Origin of the sequence: Sulfitobacter litoralis (genome assembly GCF_900103185.1) — a bacterium.
GTDB lineage: Bacteria > Pseudomonadota > Alphaproteobacteria > Rhodobacterales > Rhodobacteraceae > Sulfitobacter > Sulfitobacter litoralis.
Window position 1 is genome coordinate 38,801 of the sequence record NZ_FNJD01000004.1, and the last position, 15,503, is coordinate 54,303.

General features: G+C 58.5%; 17 protein-coding genes. 11 read left to right on the top strand and 6 right to left on the bottom strand.

The features are described 5' to 3' along the window. The 4 genes from fabZ to lpxB are packed head-to-tail and all read left to right on the top strand — an operon-like array spanning position 1 to position 3,180. Positions 1 to 459: a 3-hydroxyacyl-ACP dehydratase FabZ gene (fabZ, locus tag BLQ98_RS04685; protein ID WP_093732186.1), complete on the top strand. Its 459-nt coding sequence runs from the start codon at positions 1 to 3 to the stop codon at positions 457 to 459. Continuing rightward, the gene (gene lpxA / locus BLQ98_RS04690) at positions 459 to 1,241 is read left to right on the top strand and encodes an acyl-ACP--UDP-N-acetylglucosamine O-acyltransferase (RefSeq protein WP_093732187.1); all 783 of its coding nucleotides are present in this window, start codon (positions 459 to 461) and stop codon (positions 1,239 to 1,241) included. The genes fabZ and lpxA overlap by 1 nt, the downstream gene beginning before the upstream one ends. After that, positions 1,241 to 2,032, top strand: a complete 792-nt coding sequence (locus BLQ98_RS04695; protein ID WP_093732188.1) for an LpxI family protein — start codon at positions 1,241 to 1,243, stop codon at positions 2,030 to 2,032. Before lpxA ends, BLQ98_RS04695 begins: the two co-directional genes overlap by 1 nt. Beyond that, positions 2,029 to 3,180 carry a lipid-A-disaccharide synthase gene (gene lpxB, locus BLQ98_RS04700; RefSeq protein ID WP_093732189.1) on the top strand — a complete coding sequence of 384 codons (1,152 nt, stop codon included), beginning with the start codon at positions 2,029 to 2,031 and terminating at the stop codon, positions 3,178 to 3,180. Before BLQ98_RS04695 ends, lpxB begins: the two co-directional genes overlap by 4 nt. Before the next feature lie 113 nt (positions 3,181 to 3,293). Here lpxB and mnmA read toward each other — a convergent pair whose 3' ends face one another. Beyond that, positions 3,294 to 4,436: a tRNA 2-thiouridine(34) synthase MnmA gene (mnmA, locus tag BLQ98_RS04705; protein ID WP_093732190.1), complete on the bottom strand. Its 1,143-nt coding sequence runs from the start codon at positions 4,434 to 4,436 to the stop codon at positions 3,294 to 3,296. A gap of 148 nt (positions 4,437 to 4,584) precedes the next feature. Between mnmA and sciP the strand changes: the two genes are divergently transcribed. From sciP to BLQ98_RS18580, 5 genes are all read left to right on the top strand, one after another. Beyond that, the gene (gene sciP, locus BLQ98_RS04710; protein ID WP_093732191.1) at positions 4,585 to 4,869 is read left to right on the top strand and encodes a CtrA inhibitor SciP; all 285 of its coding nucleotides are present in this window, start codon (positions 4,585 to 4,587) and stop codon (positions 4,867 to 4,869) included. Positions 4,870 to 4,965: 96 nt separating this feature from the next. Beyond that, on the top strand, positions 4,966 to 5,685 hold the full coding sequence (gene ctrA, locus BLQ98_RS04715) for a response regulator transcription factor CtrA (protein ID WP_093732192.1): 720 nt from the start codon (positions 4,966 to 4,968) through the stop codon (positions 5,683 to 5,685). Between the two features lie 85 nt (positions 5,686 to 5,770). Further along, positions 5,771 to 7,891 carry an NAD-dependent DNA ligase LigA gene (ligA, locus tag BLQ98_RS04720; RefSeq protein ID WP_093732193.1) on the top strand — a complete coding sequence of 707 codons (2,121 nt, stop codon included), beginning with the start codon at positions 5,771 to 5,773 and terminating at the stop codon, positions 7,889 to 7,891. Continuing rightward, positions 7,888 to 9,978 (top strand): ATP-dependent DNA helicase RecG, encoded by a 2,091-nt coding sequence (gene recG, locus BLQ98_RS04725; protein ID WP_093732194.1) that lies wholly within the window; start codon positions 7,888 to 7,890, stop codon positions 9,976 to 9,978. Before ligA ends, recG begins: the two co-directional genes overlap by 4 nt. Positions 9,979 to 10,076: 98 nt before the next feature. Beyond that, positions 10,077 to 10,205 carry a hypothetical protein gene (locus tag BLQ98_RS18580; RefSeq protein ID WP_005853439.1) on the top strand — a complete coding sequence of 43 codons (129 nt, stop codon included), beginning with the start codon at positions 10,077 to 10,079 and terminating at the stop codon, positions 10,203 to 10,205. Positions 10,206 to 10,466: 261 nt separating this feature from the next. Here the strand turns inward: BLQ98_RS18580 and BLQ98_RS04730 are convergent, their stop codons facing one another. Next, positions 10,467 to 10,922, bottom strand: a complete 456-nt coding sequence (locus BLQ98_RS04730; protein WP_093732195.1) for an iron-sulfur cluster assembly scaffold protein — start codon at positions 10,920 to 10,922, stop codon at positions 10,467 to 10,469. A gap of 75 nt (positions 10,923 to 10,997) precedes the next feature. Between BLQ98_RS04730 and hisI the strand changes: the two genes are divergently transcribed. Beyond that, entirely contained in the window at positions 10,998 to 11,363 is a 366-nt protein-coding gene (hisI, locus tag BLQ98_RS04735) for a phosphoribosyl-AMP cyclohydrolase (protein WP_093732196.1), read from the top strand. Between the two features lie 3 nt (positions 11,364 to 11,366). On the opposite strand, the gene gluQRS is transcribed toward hisI, so the two are convergent. The 3 genes from gluQRS to BLQ98_RS04750 form a co-directional block, all read right to left on the bottom strand. Then, on the bottom strand, positions 11,367 to 12,203 hold the full coding sequence (gene gluQRS / locus BLQ98_RS04740) for a tRNA glutamyl-Q(34) synthetase GluQRS (RefSeq protein WP_093732197.1): 837 nt from the start codon (positions 12,201 to 12,203) through the stop codon (positions 11,367 to 11,369). Further along, a complete protein-coding gene (gene trmFO / locus BLQ98_RS04745) occupies positions 12,200 to 13,552 on the bottom strand; it encodes a methylenetetrahydrofolate--tRNA-(uracil(54)-C(5))-methyltransferase (FADH(2)-oxidizing) TrmFO (protein WP_093732363.1) in 1,353 nt (450 codons plus the stop codon). Before trmFO ends, gluQRS begins: the two co-directional genes overlap by 4 nt. Before the next feature lie 299 nt (positions 13,553 to 13,851). Then, positions 13,852 to 14,637 carry an enoyl-CoA hydratase gene (locus tag BLQ98_RS04750; RefSeq protein WP_093732198.1) on the bottom strand — a complete coding sequence of 262 codons (786 nt, stop codon included), beginning with the start codon at positions 14,635 to 14,637 and terminating at the stop codon, positions 13,852 to 13,854. A 57-nt stretch (positions 14,638 to 14,694) separates the two neighbouring features. Between BLQ98_RS04750 and BLQ98_RS04755 the strand changes: the two genes are divergently transcribed. Next, the gene (locus BLQ98_RS04755) at positions 14,695 to 15,114 is read left to right on the top strand and encodes a PaaI family thioesterase (RefSeq protein WP_093732199.1); all 420 of its coding nucleotides are present in this window, start codon (positions 14,695 to 14,697) and stop codon (positions 15,112 to 15,114) included. Between the two features lie 87 nt (positions 15,115 to 15,201). Here BLQ98_RS04755 and BLQ98_RS04760 read toward each other — a convergent pair whose 3' ends face one another. Beyond that, a complete protein-coding gene (locus tag BLQ98_RS04760; protein ID WP_093732200.1) occupies positions 15,202 to 15,432 on the bottom strand; it encodes a DUF1127 domain-containing protein in 231 nt (76 codons plus the stop codon). Positions 15,433 to 15,503: the final 71 nt, after the last annotated feature.

A 15,503-nucleotide genomic window follows, 5' to 3' on the forward strand; every position in this document is an offset into this window, starting at 1 on the left:
ATGACCGACACCCTGCCAACTGCCGATATCCAGATGATCCAACGGATCATTCCGCACCGCTATCCCTTTTTGCTGGTCGATAAAGTGGTCGATATCCAAGGCACGCAAAGCGCCGTCGGGATCAAGAACGTCACGATGAACGAACCGCATTTTCAGGGGCATTTTCCCGGTATGCCAATCATGCCTGGCGTCACCATCGTCGAAGCCATGGCGCAGACTGCGGCTGTGATGGTTGGCGTCACGCTCGAAATGGCGGACAAGGACATGAAGGTTTATTTCATGGCCATCGACAAGTGCAAATTCCGCCGCAAGGTCATTCCCGGGGACGTCGTCCGGATGGAGCTGACCACCCTGCGCGGCAAGCCGGGCGGCAAGGTCTGGAAGTTCGGCGGCGTCGCGTCGGTCGAGGGTGAGATGGCCGCTGAAGTTGAATTTACAGCGATGATGGACCTGTCCTGATGGGCAATGTCCACCCAAGTGCGGTGATCGAAGAGGGCGCGCAGATTGCGGCCTCTGCCAAGGTTGGTCCGTTCTGCGTGATCGGGTCCCAGGTCGTGCTGCAGGACGACGTGGAGGTGAAATCCCACGCTATCGTCACCGGCGACACGGAAGTTGGTGAAGGCACGGTGATCTTTTCGTTCGCGGTGATCGGCGAAATCCCTCAAGACCTTAAGTTCAAGGGGGAAACCAGCCGGCTGGTGATCGGGAAACGCAACCGGATTCGTGAACATGTCACCATGAACGGCGGGACCGAAGGTGGGGGTGGCCTGACCAAGATCGGCGACGACGGGCTGTTCATGGCAGGCTGTCACATTGCACACGACGCGATCCTTGGCGATCGGGTGATCGTGGTGAACAATGCCGCCGTGGCAGGGCATTGCATCATTGAAGACGACGTACTGATCGGCGGGCTTGCGGGTATCCACCAGTTCGTGCGCATCGGGCGTGGCGCTATTATCGGTGCCGTGACGATGGTGACCAATGACGTGATCCCCTACGGGCTGGTGCAAGCGCCGCGTGGCGTGCTGGACGGGTTGAACCTTGTCGGGCTCAAACGGCGCGGTGTCACCCGCGCGGATATCACAGCGTTGCGGGCGGCGTTTCAGATGCTGGCGCAGGGCGAGGGCACTTTCCACGACCGCGCACGCCGCTTGGGCGAGGAAACCGGCAGCGATTACGTGCGCGAGATCGTCGACTTCGTTCTCGCCGACACAGGTCGCCATTTTCTGACGCCGGGTTGATGCTGGCGCTGATCGCAGGGGGCGGCGGACTGCCTCAACGGGTGGTGTCATCTCTGTCCGACGCGCCTTTGGTTTGCGCCTACGAGGGGACTGCACCAGTGGGGCTGGTGCCCGATCTTGGGTTTCGGCTTGAGACGCTTGGCAGCCTTTTGGTTACGCTTCGCACGCGCGGCATCACGCGGGTTTGTTTCTGTGGCGCGGTTACACGCCCGTCGTTCGATCCTTCAAAGCTTGATGCCGCAACGCTGCCTTTGGTGCCGGCGTTCCAAAAGGCGCTTGCCGCTGGTGATGACGGTGCCTTGCGCGCCTTGGTTGATATCTTCGAGACAGCGGGCTTTGACGTTGTAGCCGCACATGAACTAGTGCCTGACCTGATGGCAGGCGAAGGCGTATTCAGCCAGCGTCAGCCGGATGCGCAGATGAATGACGACGCCGCCCGCGGTGCCGCGTTGGTACGTTGTCTCGCCCCGATGGATGTCGGCCAATGTTGCGTTGTCGGCCAAGGGCAGGTCATGGGCATAGAGACGATCGGCGGGACCGATCACCTGCTGTCTACGTTGCCCACACGCGCGCGTGGCGTTGATGCAATCCTGTTCAAAGGACCGAAACCGGGCCAGAGCCATCTGGTTGATATGCCAACCATTGGCCCGGACACGCTGCGCCGCGCCCATGAGGCAGGGCTGTCAGGGGTGGTGATCGAAGCCGGTGCCCTGATCGTGCTTGAACCCGAGGTTTGCGTGAGGCTGGCAGATGAAGTGAACCTCGTACTATGGGCTAGGACCGCAGGATGAAGGTGTTTATCGTCGCGGGTGAACCGTCGGGCGACCGTCTGGGGGGCGCGTTGATGGCGGGACTAAAGTCGCTGCGCCCTGACATCACATTCGAAGGGATCGGTGGGACGGATATGGCGGCCGAGGGGCTGACCAGCCGTTTCGACATGTCGGAACTGTCGGTCATGGGGATCGCCGAGGTTTTGCCCAAGTACAGATCACTGATGGCACGGATCAACGAGACGGCGCAGGCCGTCGTGGACGCCAAGCCCGATGTGATGATCACCATCGACAGCCCCGATTTCTCGCTCCGCGTGGCCAAGCGGGTTAAGGCCGTGTCGACGATCCGTACCGTGCATTACGTAGCTCCGACGGTCTGGGCATGGCGCCCCGGTCGGGCCAAAAAGATGGCGCAATATATCGACCACGTGCTCGCGCTTTTCCCCTTCGAGCCCCCGTTGATGGAGGCCGAAGGCATGGCCTGTGATTTCGTCGGTCATCCGGTGGTCGGAGAAAAAATCGCATCGCACCGTGAAGCCGCTGCATTCCGGCAGGCCCATGAGATTGGTGACGCCCCCCTGCTTTTGGTGCTGCCAGGCTCGCGCCGGTCAGAGGTGGCGCGGCTGTCGGGCGTCTTTGGCGACGCCGTCGCGGGCTTTGCCCACACGCATCCCGACGCACGGGTCGTCATTCCTGCGGCAGGTCCTGTCGCCGAAGCGGTGATCGCACAGACCAAAGACTGGGCCGTGCGCCCCATCGTCCTTGACCCGCGCGTCGGGACGCGTGCAGGCAGTGCCGCGATGAAACGCGCAGCCTTTGCTGCGGCCGATGTCGCTTTAGCGGCCTCTGGGACTGTCTCGCTGGAACTGGCGGCGGCGTCTTTGCCTATGGTGATCGCCTATCGGATGAACTGGCTCAGCTTCCGTCTGATCAAGGCGATGGCGCTGATTGATACAGTAACGCTGGTGAACCTCGTCTCTGACACGCGGGTGGTGCCGGAATTTCTAGGCCCCGATTGCACGCCCCAAAAGATCGCCGGCGGTTTGGAGCATGTCTTTGCCCATCCCGAAGAACAAAAAGACGCTATGGCGCTAACGATGGAGCGTCTAGGCAAGGGCGGCGACGCACCTGGCCTACGCGCAGCGCGAGCGGTTCTGTCGCGGTTGTAAGCCTGAAGACTGACTTGTGAGCAAAATGAGGGGCGCAGCCCCTCAAACTCACGACACAAATGAGGGGCTCCGCCCCTCAAACTCCCCGGGATTTTAAGCCATTTGGAAGGGGTTCAGCCCTTGTGGATCCAGCCGCCGCCGAAAATACGGGTGCTTTCGGGGTCGTAGAACACACAGGCCTGACCGGGGGAAATGCCTTCCTCGGGGGTGAGCAGCTCTACCGTGGCTTCGGTATCAGAGATGGGGCGCAGAATTGCATCAATGGGCGGGCGCGTTGAGCGGACACGCACGGCAATGGGCCATTCGGACTGGGACATTAACGGGGTTTCACCCAACCAGTTGATCTCTCTTACAGGGACGGTGCGGGTGGCCAGCATCGATTTTGGCCCCACGATGACCTGCCCCTTATCCGCGTCAAGCTTAACCACGTAAAGCGGGTCGGCCAACCCGCCGATACCAAGCCCGCGACGTTGCCCGATGGTATAATTAATCACCCCGTCATGCCGGGCAAGTACAGTGCCATCAGTATCGACAATATCACCGGGATTGGCCGCTTCGGGGCGCAGCTTGCGGATCACTGACGCATAATCGCCATTTGGGACAAAGCAGATATCCTGGCTGTCCGGTTTGTCCGCAACGCTAAGGCCGTATTTTGCGGCAAGCGCCCGTGTGTCATTCTTGGAGGGCAGGTGCCCTAGGGGAAAGCGCAGATAATCGAGCTGTTCGGGCGTGGTGGAGAACAAAAAATAGCTTTGATCGCGGTTGGCATCTGCCGCACAATGCAGTTCGGCCCCGTCTGCCCCCATCTTGCGTTGGATGTAGTGACCAGTGGCCATGCAATCGGCGTCCAGATCCTTGGCTGTTTCCAGCAGGTCCTTGAATTTGACCCGTTCGTTACAGCGGATGCAGGGCACCGGCGTGGCACCCCCCAGATAGCTGTCAGCAAATTCGTCGATCACCGCATCCTTGAACACGTTTTCATAGTCGAGCACGTAATGTGGAAAACCCATGGATTCCGCGACGCGGCGCGCGTCATGGATATCGATCCCGGCACAACACGCCCCTTTGCGCGCCAGCGCGGCACCGTGGTCGTAAAGCTGTAGCGTAACCCCGACGACATCATAGCCTTCCTCGGCCAGCATCGCGGCCACGACAGAACTATCGACGCCACCAGACATCGCCACAACGACGCGGGTGTCGGCAGGGGCTTTTGCAAAGCCCAACGAATTGAGCGGCGGGGTGCGGTCAAGCGGCATGGTCATACTCCGGGAGGTTTGAGGCTTAATATAGGAAAATTGACGATACTCTCAAGGGGTGACTTCACCAGTCGTTAACGCGCCGCGACCTAGCTTGCACGCGATATGACCGGTCGCGTGGCCGGCGTTGGTAAGGGGTAGAAAGGGAATGATTGTGTATCTGAAAAAAGTGGGACGTCCCAGAGCTGTGACATTGCCCGACGGGTCCAGTTTTAGCCTCGCTGATCTGCCCGACTGTAACACACGCCGCTGGGTGGCATCGCGCAAAGCCGCCGTGGTGCGCGGCGTTCTATATGGGTTGATCACCGAAGCTGACGCAGAAGAACGATACGGGGTGGGACGCGATGAATTTGTGGAATGGGTACGTGCTGTTTCTGATCATGGGGAAACGGCGTTGCGCGCCACAGCGCTACAAAAGTATAGACAACTTTAAGTTGCTAGCTTAACTATTTAAGCACTATTAACGAGTGGTTAAACCTTTTTGGTCACGGTGCATATTACACCCAATTCATTTAAGCGGAGTGAGAAAATGCGAATACTGCTGGTTGAAGATGACCCAACCACGTCCAAGAGCATCGAGCTGATGCTGACCCATGCCAATCTCAACACCTATACCACCGACCTTGGGGAGGAAGGGATCGATCTGGCGAAACTGTATGACTACGACCTTATCCTGCTTGATCTGGATCTGCCCGATATGAATGGGCACGACGTCTTGCGGCAATTACGCCTGAGCAAGATTGAGACGCCCATTTTGATCCTCTCGGGCTCTGATGATACAGAAAACAAGATCAAAGGGTTTGGATTTGGCGCGGATGATTATCTGACCAAACCGTTCCACCGGGAAGAGCTTGTCGCCCGTATTCACGCGATCATCCGTAGGTCCAAGGGCCATTCGCAGTCCGTCATTAATGTCGGACGGGTGTCAGTTAACCTTGACGCCAAGTCGGTGACCGTGGCGGGCAAACCGGTCCATCTTACGGGCAAGGAATATCAGATGTTCGAGCTTTTGAGTCTGCGCAAAGGGTCCACATTGACGAAAGAAATGTTTTTGAACCATCTTTACGGGGGAATGGACGAGCCGGAGTTGAAAATCATCGATGTTTTTATCTGCAAATTGCGTAAAAAGCTGAACATTGCGACCGGAGGAGAAAACTATATCGAGACGGTCTGGGGCCGTGGCTATGTGCTGCGCGATCCGATCAGCATGGGCTTCCCCGAACCGGAGAGATTGGCGGTTGGCGGCTAGTCACTCAAGTTAGGGAAATAATGTAGACGTCGGGTGGCTCCCTGCGTATCTAGCCCTCAGTCGAAACAGTAGGCTGGGGAAAACCGTGACTGATAAAACCGCACTTCAGGATCTTTCTCAGGAGGATGCAAAGGCCGAATTGGCGCGGCTGGCTGACCTGCTAAGCCGTGCGAATAAGGCGTATCACACGCAGGATGCGCCAGACCTGTCGGATGCGGAATACGATCGCCTGAAGCTACGGAATACGGAGATCGAGGACCGTTTTCCAACCCTTAAACGCGCCGACAGCCCGAGCGACAAGGTTGGTGCTGCGCCAGCGGAAGGGTTCAGCAAACTACGGCATGATGTGCCGATGCTGTCCTTGGGGAATGCGTTCGAAGACGATGACGTTGTCGATTTTAGCGCACGCATTCGAAAGTACTTGGGGCTACCCCCGGGGGCACCATTGGCGTTTACGGCTGAGCCAAAGATCGACGGGCTTTCGCTGTCGTTGCGCTATGAGAAGGGCGATCTGGTTCAGGCCGCCACGCGCGGCGACGGGGCTGTGGGGGAGAATGTCACTGCGAATGCGCGCACCATCGGAACAATCCCGACACGGATCGAGGGCGCACCGGACCTGCTTGAGGTGCGCGGCGAAGTCTATATGCGACACGATGACTTTAACGCGTTGAACGCCCGCCAGACTGCAAATGGCGGTAAGGTATTCGCCAACCCCCGCAACGCTGCTGCTGGGTCATTACGTCAGCTGGATGCTGAAATGACCCGCGCGCGGCCCTTGGCTTTTTTTGCCTATGCGTGGGGCGCATTGTCTGAACCACTGGCCGAAACGCAGTATCAAGCGATCGCGCGACTGAAAGGCTTCGGATTTGACACAAACCCCCTGACCAGTCTGTGCGACGGTCCGCAAGCAATGATCGCACACTACCGCAAGATCGAAGAGCAACGTGCGACGCTTGGCTATGATATCGATGGCGTGGTCTACAAAGTGAATGACCTTGCTTTGCAAGATCGGCTTGGCTTTCGATCAACAACCCCCCGTTGGGCGATTGCGCATAAATTCCCGGCCGAACTTGCTTGGACCCGGCTCGAGGATATCACCATTCAGGTCGGGCGCACCGGTGCGTTGTCACCCGTGGCCAGACTACAACCTGTAACCGTGGGCGGCGTCGTCGTGTCGAACGCCACCCTTCACAACGAAGATTACATTAAAGGGCTGGACAGCAAAGGGGCCACGATACGCGAAGGTAAAGATGTGCGCGTCGGCGATTGGGTGCAGGTGTACCGCGCGGGCGATGTGATCCCCAAGATCGCGGATGTGGACCTATCCAAACGACCCGAGGACGCCGACCCTTTCGTATACCCCACACGTTGCCCCGAATGCGGCAGTGACGCCATACGCGAAGAAGGCGACGCCGTCCGGCGTTGTACGGGCGGCCTGATTTGCCCGGCGCAAGCGGTTGAAAAGCTGAAACATTTCGTCTCGCGGGGGGCCTTTGACATTGACGGCTTGGGCGCGAAACAGGTCGAACAGTTCCATACCGACGGCTGGGTCGCAGAGCCCGCGGATATTTTCACGCTGAAGTCCCGCTTTGGAAGCGGCATGCAGCAGTTGAAAAACCGCGACGGCTGGGGTGAAAAATCTGCGGACAAGCTGTTCCAAGCCATTGACGATAAGCGGAAAATTCCGCTGTCCCGCGTGATCTTTGCGCTTGGTATCCGACACGTGGGGGAAGCGGCCTCTAATCTCATCGCACAACATTACGGCAGCTGGACAGCGTTCGAGCGCGCGATGGAGCAGGCCAAAACAGGTGACGGGCCCGCTTGGAACGATCTGATCGGAATCGATGGGGTCGGCAAAGTGATGGCGCAATCTTTGGTCAACACTTTCGCCCAAGAGGCCGAGCGCGCATCGATCGACCGTCTGGTCGCCCAACTTTCGGTGCAGGATGTGGCGCGCCCAGATACTGACGGGTCGCCTGTGGCAGGCAAAACCGTCGTCTTTACCGGCACGCTGGAAAAGATGACCCGCGCAGAGGCCAAGGCGCGGGCGGAACGGCTCGGGGCCAAGGTCTCGGGTTCTGTCAGCGCTAAAACGGATATTCTGGTGGCGGGCCCAGGGGCCGGGTCCAAAGCGAAAAAGGCCGCTGATCTAGGCATTCAGACGATGGATGAGGACGGCTGGCTTGCGCTGATCGCAGACGCATGACGGGCCGCCCCGAAGCGCTGTTCCCTTTGTTTTCCAAGCTGGAAACGCTTGAAGGGGTCGGGCCGAAAACCGCGCAGAACTTCGCCCAACTTGGCGTGATGGCACCGCGAGACCTATTGTTTACGTTGCCCTATTCCGGCATCGACCGGCGGCTCCAAGGTTCAGTTCATGACGCGATCTTGCCCACGACGGTGACGGTCGCTGTTACCGTTGGGGCGCATCGCGCGCCGGCGAATAAAGGCGGTGCCTACCGTATTCATGTCGAGGACAGTGCCACCGCCTTTCAGCTGGTTTTTTTCCATGCCCGTGGGGATTACTGGAAGCGGCAGATGCCCGAAGGGTCGCGCCGTATCGTGTCGGGACGGGTCGAGCTCTTTGATGGCAACCCCCAGATGGTCCACCCCGATTTCGTCGTTCCCGAAGCAGAGGCGGACGATATTCCAACGTTTGAACCGGTGTATCCGCTGACCAGCGGGATTACGCAAAAGCTGATGTACAAAGCCACCCGTGCCGCGCTGTCGCGTGCGCCAGAGGTTGGCGAATGGATTGATCCCAATCAGAAAAAACAAGAAGACTGGCCCGATTTCGCCGACGCCTTGCAGCAGGCCCATGCGCCGCGCGACATGGCCGATCTGTCTTCTGCCGCGCCGGCACGGGCGCGGTTGGCCTATGATGAATTGCTGGCCCATCAACTGACGCTCGCCCTCGCGCGGGCCAAAGACCGGCGTAAGGCCGGGCGCGAAACGGTTGGCAACGGCACGCTTCAGCAGCGCGTGCTCAAGGCGTTGCCCTATGCGCCGACCGCTGCGCAGACCCGCGCCATTGGCGAGATTACAAATGACATGGCGTATGGCACGCGGATGAACCGCTTACTTCAGGGGGACGTGGGAGCGGGCAAGACGTTGGTCGCCTTTATGGCGCTTTTGTGCGCGGTCGAGGCCGGCGGGCAAGGTGTTTTGATGGCCCCGACAGAAATCCTTGCGCGTCAACACCTTGAAGGGCTTCGCCCGTTGGCGGAGCAAGCCGGTGTGGTGCTTGAACTTTTGACCGGACGCGACAAAGGGGCTGAACGACGGGCGAAGCTTGCAGCGTTGGAAGGTGGCGCGATCCAGATCCTGGTCGGCACCCATGCGGTGTTTCAGGCGGATGTCGCCTTTGGCGATTTGCGCCTTGCGGTGGTCGATGAACAGCACCGCTTTGGCGTACGCCAGCGGCTTGAGCTTGGACGAAAGGGGCAGGCGGTTGATGTCTTGGTCATGACCGCCACGCCAATCCCACGGTCGCTGGCTTTGGCGCAATATGGCGACATGGACGTTTCTGTGCTGGACGAAAAGCCCCCCGGTCGGAAACCCATTCGCACAGCTCTGATCGCGACCGACCGGATGGAGGAGGTCGTTACGCGTTTGCGCGCCGCAATCAACGAGGGACGGCAATGCTATTGGGTGTGCCCGCTGGTCGAGGAAAGCGAGGTCAGCGATCTCATCGCTGCAGAGGCGCGGTTCAAACACCTGCGCGCTGCCTTGGGCGAGGGCGTTGTTGGATTGGTCCACGGGCAAATGCCCCCTGCGGACAAAGATGCCGCCATGCGCGCCTTTCAGAAGGGGGAGACTAAGCTGCTGGTTGCTACGACCGTGATCGAGGTTGGCGTCGACGTGCCAAACGCAAGCATCATCGTGATTGAACGCGCCGAAAGCTTTGGTCTGGCACAGCTACACCAGTTGCGCGGCCGTGTGGGGCGCGGGCAGGCGGCCTCTACCTGTTTGCTGATGTATCAGGCCCCGCTCAGCGAAACCGGCCGTCAGCGGCTCGAGGTTCTGCGCGAAAGCGAGGACGGTTTTGTAATCGCGGAAACCGATCTGAAGATGCGCGGCACCGGCGATCTGATCGGGACGGCGCAATCGGGCGTGCCACGGTTCAGGGTTGCAGACCTAGAAAAGCAGGCCGGTCTTATGCAGGTGGCCCAATCAGATGCGCGGGCGTTGCTGGCGGTGGACCCTGATTTGACGACCCCCCGCGGTACGTCAGCACGTCTGCTTTTGTGGCTGATGCGGCAGGATGAAGCGATACGTTTAATATCAGTGGGTTAACGGGTAGATCCCATTTTGTTCTCCTTTCTTCTCATAAAGTTCTTTACACGGGAGCGTGAAAATGAGAACAAATAGGCAACGGAAACGGGAGAACGCACATGACCACGATCCTTACAGTCAAAGCCATTGCTAAACGGTCGAAAGACACGCTGTTGCAAGACGCCGCAGGGGCGGCTGCCTTGGTTGTTATTCTCGTGGTCGGCCTGCACCTTCCCGCCTTCGTTTGACTTCTGCCTGCGTACCCCGTGTCGTTTTGATCTAGCCCGCGCATCTGTCCCAAACTTTATGCGTTGGCGAAGTCCGCAATATCTTCGTCCCAGTGCCAGAGTTGTCCCCTCTGACGCGGATCAAAACGAGCCTTCACGGTCATCGCAACCTTGCGCCGCCATCCTATCGGGATGTGCGGCGTTTTTTTTTCGGCAGTTATATAGCGGCAAATGAACGATAAGGGTGCAGCAACTGAGCGGCTGGTGCCCCTGCAATACAGCTTATCCGTTCTGCGCGACCGTTTGGGTCTGTTCCATCGCTTCGGCTAACGCTTCAATCGTAAGCAGGATCGACGCGTGACGGTTTTTATAAGCGACAGCGGGGGTCAGTACCTCGAACCCGTCAAAGGGCGCGTCTGGCACAGGGCCTTTGCCTTTTAACATCGCCTTGAGCTGATCCCGCGCCGTTTGAATTTGCCCAAGGGAAGCACCAACAGCGGCAGCCCCAGTCACAGCGGCAGAGGCTTGGCCAAGCGCGCAGGCTTTGACGTCTTGTCCCATTTGGATCAACTCTCCGTCTTTGACCACCACGTCGACGGTCACTGTTGATCCGCAAAGGGGCGAACGGCGTGTCACACTGGCGTCTGGTTCGTCCAAACGGCCCACATGCGGAATATCAGCCGCAAGCCCCAATATCCGCGCTGAATAGAGCTTGATCAGGTCTGTGTCGTCACTCATGGCTGTTCCTTTCCGCAGTTAATCCCTACATAAGCTTTCACGTGGATGATGCAAAAATAAACTGAAGGCTTGGCCATGGACTTTGACACCAGCACTTTGAAATACAACGAAGCAGGGCTGATCCCCGCAATCGCGCAGGATGCGGTTTCGGGCGAGGTATTGATGATGGCATGGATGAATGCACAGGCCGTAAGCCAGACGCTGGATACCGGACGCGTCACATACTGGAGCAGGTCACGGCAATCGTTCTGGATCAAGGGTGATACCAGCGGCCATGTGCAAGAGCTGGTTGAACTGCGCATCGATTGCGACCGCGACTGTTTGCTGGTCAAGGTAAATCAGACCGGCGCGGCGTGCCACACAGGGCGGCGGACCTGCTTTTATACGGTTGTCGAAGATGGCGTTGAACGTATCACGCTTGATGTGATGGATGATAAATAGCCTCTAAAGACCTATCATCAAACGAATATCATCCGGAGACGCGCCGTCTTTCCGATAGACAGAGATCGCGCGCGCATCGTCACGTTTTGCCAGTCTCTTGCCATCATCATCACGAATAAGATCGTGGTGGTGATAGCGCGGCGGCGTGTGACCCAGCAAATCCAACAGCAAAATCTGAACCTGCGTGAATTCAAAAAGATCAACACCGCGGACCACGTGGGTGATATTCTGGCGCATGTCATCGATGGCCGAGGCGAGGAAATACGCTGCAGTCTGGATATCCTTGCGGCCAATTACGATGTCGCCGATTTCATCCAGAAGTGCAGCCGGATCAATGGGATGTACGCCACAGTGCAAAGGCCCGTCTTCGATGAAACCCAGCCCAGCCGAAGCTTGATTCAGTGCACGGTCCATATGAAGGCGGACGGCATCGCCGGCACCACGTTCAACCATGCTGCGCGTTTTGCATGTTTGGGGGTAAACCGCATGTGGCGCGCCTTCTTGCGGGGCTGCTAATGCGGCGGCGATATCCTTGCGGCTGCACCTGCATGGGTATGTCAGGCCACGTGAAGTAAGCCCTTCAACGCTTTGATTATAAATACCAAGATGCGCCGACTGCATCAAGGGAGGCGCATCCCACGTGATGCCAAGCCACGCCAGATCATCCAGCGCTTGGCGCACATACTCCGGCTTTGACCGCTCCAGATCCGTGTCCTCGAACCGGAGCAGAAAACTGCCCCCCTGTGCGCGCGCCATGTCGTGCGCTACCAGCGCAGAATAGGCGTGCCCCAGATGCAGCGGCCCGGTAGGAGATGGCGCGAACCGGGTGCAAAAGCTCATGCGGTGGGGGCGCTGCTGTCCAGCCAGTCTTGCCAGTCGACTTTGGCACGATCAGTATACGCCTTATAGCGATCCTTGCGCCCGCGGCGTCCCGCTTTCAGCCCCTCGACCGGTGGGAACAGTCCGAAGTTGACGTTCATCGGCTGGAAGGTTTTTGCATCCGCACCCCCGGTGATGTGGGTGATCAATGCGCCAGTTGCCGTCGTCGGAGGCGGCGGGGTTGCTGCCTCGCCGTTAATTTCAGCCACCGCAAGACGCCCCGCAAGCAATCCCATTGCGGCACTTTCAACATACCCTTCGACGCCGGTGATCTGGCCCGCAAAGCGCACATTCGGCTGGCTGCGCAGCCGCATCTGATCATCCAGGAAGGTGGGCGAATTGAGGAAAGTATTCCGGTGAATGCCCCCAAGGCGGGCGAAGGAAGCATTTTCCAGCCCCGGAATCATCCGCAGCACCTCTGTCTGGGCCCCGTATTTCATCTTGGTTTGAAAGCCGACGATATTATACAATGTTCCCAGCTTGTTATCGCGGCGTAACTGCACCACGGCATAGGCTTTGGTGTCGGGATCATGGGGGTTGGTCAGGCCTACGGGCTTCATCGGACCAAATCGCAGGGTTTCGCGACCCCGTTCTGCCATCACTTCGATCGGAAGACAGCCGTCAAAGTAGCCGGCGGTTTCGCCTTCTTTGAATTCGGTTTTATCGGCGGCCAAGAGCGCGTCGATGAACGCCTCGTATTGGTCCTTGGTCATCGGGCAATTGAGGTAAGCAGTGCGCTCCTCCTCGGTTTCGCCCTTGTCATAGCGCGACTGCATCCACGCTTTGCTCATGTCGATGCTGTCGTGATAGATAATCGGCGCGATGGCGTCGAAAAAGGCCAGCGCCTCGGCACCGGTTTGGGCTGCAATAGATTGCGCCAGATCACCCGAGGTCAGCGGGCCGGTCGCAATAATCCAGTGGCCGTCGCGGGGCAGGTCGGTGATCTCTCCATATTCGACAGAAATATTGGGGTGCGCCATCAGCGCATCTGTCACCGATTGCGCAAAAGGATCGCGGTCCACCGCCAAGGCGCCACCCGCAGGCAGGCGGTGCTTTTCCGCTGTGGCCATGATCAACCCGTTCGCAGCCCGCATTTCCCAATGAAGCAGGCCCACAGCGTTCTGTTCATCGTCATCGGAACGGAAGGAGTTGGAGCAAACCATCTCTCCCAATAGTCCCGTTTGATGCGCAAATGTGCCTACGTTTGGCCGCATTTCATGCAGCACAACCTGAATGCCTGCGTTTGCAGCCTGCCAAGCGGCCTCTGACCCGGCCATGCCGCCGCCGATGATATGGAGTGTATGTGTCATGCCTGCGATGTAGGGCAGGGGCTGGCGCGGTGCAATAGGCAGCGGTGCCTGTAGCGAAACGCGTGCCAACTGCCCTTTGGGCCGTCAAACATATCGACTGAATGTGAAGGGGGATTTTTGGGGTCGCCGCTGCGGGAACGGTCGGTCAGTGAGAGGCTGACCTGGAGGGACCTTCCGCCATCGGCGACCCAAAATCATCAAGGCATCGGCCTTGTCTTATTTGTGCCACAAAAGCGCCTGAATTGAAAGCACGAAAATGTGAGCATTCTGCGAGGCTTTGGAAACAGTCTGTTTCTGGCCTACTGATCCCACTCCGGCGCGCGTTTCTCCAGAAATGCAGCGATACCTTCGGCTGTATCAGGATTAAGCATGTTCTCTACCATAACGTCGCCGGTATAGACGTGGGCCTGCGCAACCGGCAGGGCGAGCTGCGCATAGAAGGCCTGTTTCCCGATCCTCACGGCCGTGCCCAATTTGTCCGCGATCTGCCGAGCAAGAGCCGTCGTTTCAACCCTGAGCTGGTCCGGCGCGACGACGCGGTTGATCAACCCAAGCTCGCGGGCACGGGTGGCGTCGACAAACGCGCCCGTTGTCAGCATTTCGAACGCTTGCTTGCGCGGGATATTGCGGCTTAGCGCGACCATCGGGGTCGAACAGAAAAGGCCGATGTTCACCCCGTTGACGCCAAAACGCGTGTCGTCGGCCGCGACGGCCATATCACAGGTCGCCACCAGCTGGCATCCTGCGGCGGTTGCGATACCGTGGACCTGAGCGATCACGGGTTGGGGCAGGGACTGGATGCGCGCCATGAGGCGGGCGCATCGGTCGAACAGATCCTTGAACCCCGCGGCCCCGTTATCGCGCGTCGTGCGCAATGCCGTCATCTGCTTGAGGTCATGACCGGCGCAAAATGCCTTGCCCGCGCCGGCGAGGATGACAACCCTTATATCGGGGCGATGCGCGATCTCGTCCAGGCGCGATTGCAACGCGGCCAGCATTTCGTCTGACAGCGCATTCAGCCGTGCCGGCGCGTTCATCGTTAACCGTGCTACCGCACCGTCACATTCCATTTCAACGATTGTCATCTTGCACCCCTCCCGCTTTTACCAGAGCCTAACCGCGACATATGAGGGAGGACAAGTATGCCGATCATGATGGATGCCGATGCGCTTTCGGTTTTTATGAAGGACGTGTTCAAGCAGGTTGCCGATGACTTTGCGATTGATCACGTGGGAGAGACGGATCTAACGACGCGCCTGCTGACCGCCGACCGCCACTTGCGCCCCGGCGGAACCGTGTCGGGCCCATCGATTTTTGCGCTTGCGGACGTAAGTGCCTATCTGATGACACTTGCACGGATCGGGCCAAAAGCGCTGGCAGTGACGACGAACTGTTCCATCGATTTTATGCGCAAGCCTGCGGCGAATACTGATCTGATCGCCAAAACGCGGCTGCTCAAGCTTGGTAAGCTGCTGTCGATCTGCGATGTGCTGGTTTATTCCGACGCGCTGGAAGAGCCAGTCGCGCGGGCCTCGCTTACCTATGCGATTCCGCCACGCTGATTGTATCAATTTTTAACTGGTACAATCGAAAAAAGGGCCGGTATATACCGGCCCGAGTGAAGAGGTCTGGACTGCGCCACAGGGACGTTACGCCTTCCAGAACACCCGAATAGACTCATCATGAGCCTGTCGCGGTGTAAGTCCCACGTCTGCCAACTGCCACGGCTCAAGCTGAGCGAGCGCTTTGCGGGTATGGCGACGCGATGCCATTTTCGTAACACAAACCGCAAATTTGACCGCTAGAACAGCAGCGAACGGCGTGCTGCGCTGGTTCAGGATCGCCACCGTATCGTGGGAAAGGGTCAGGGTCTGTGTCATGAGAATCTCCTATTACTGAATTGTATTGACACAATATTGCGTTCTGTCGTAATGAAGGGGTACAAAATACG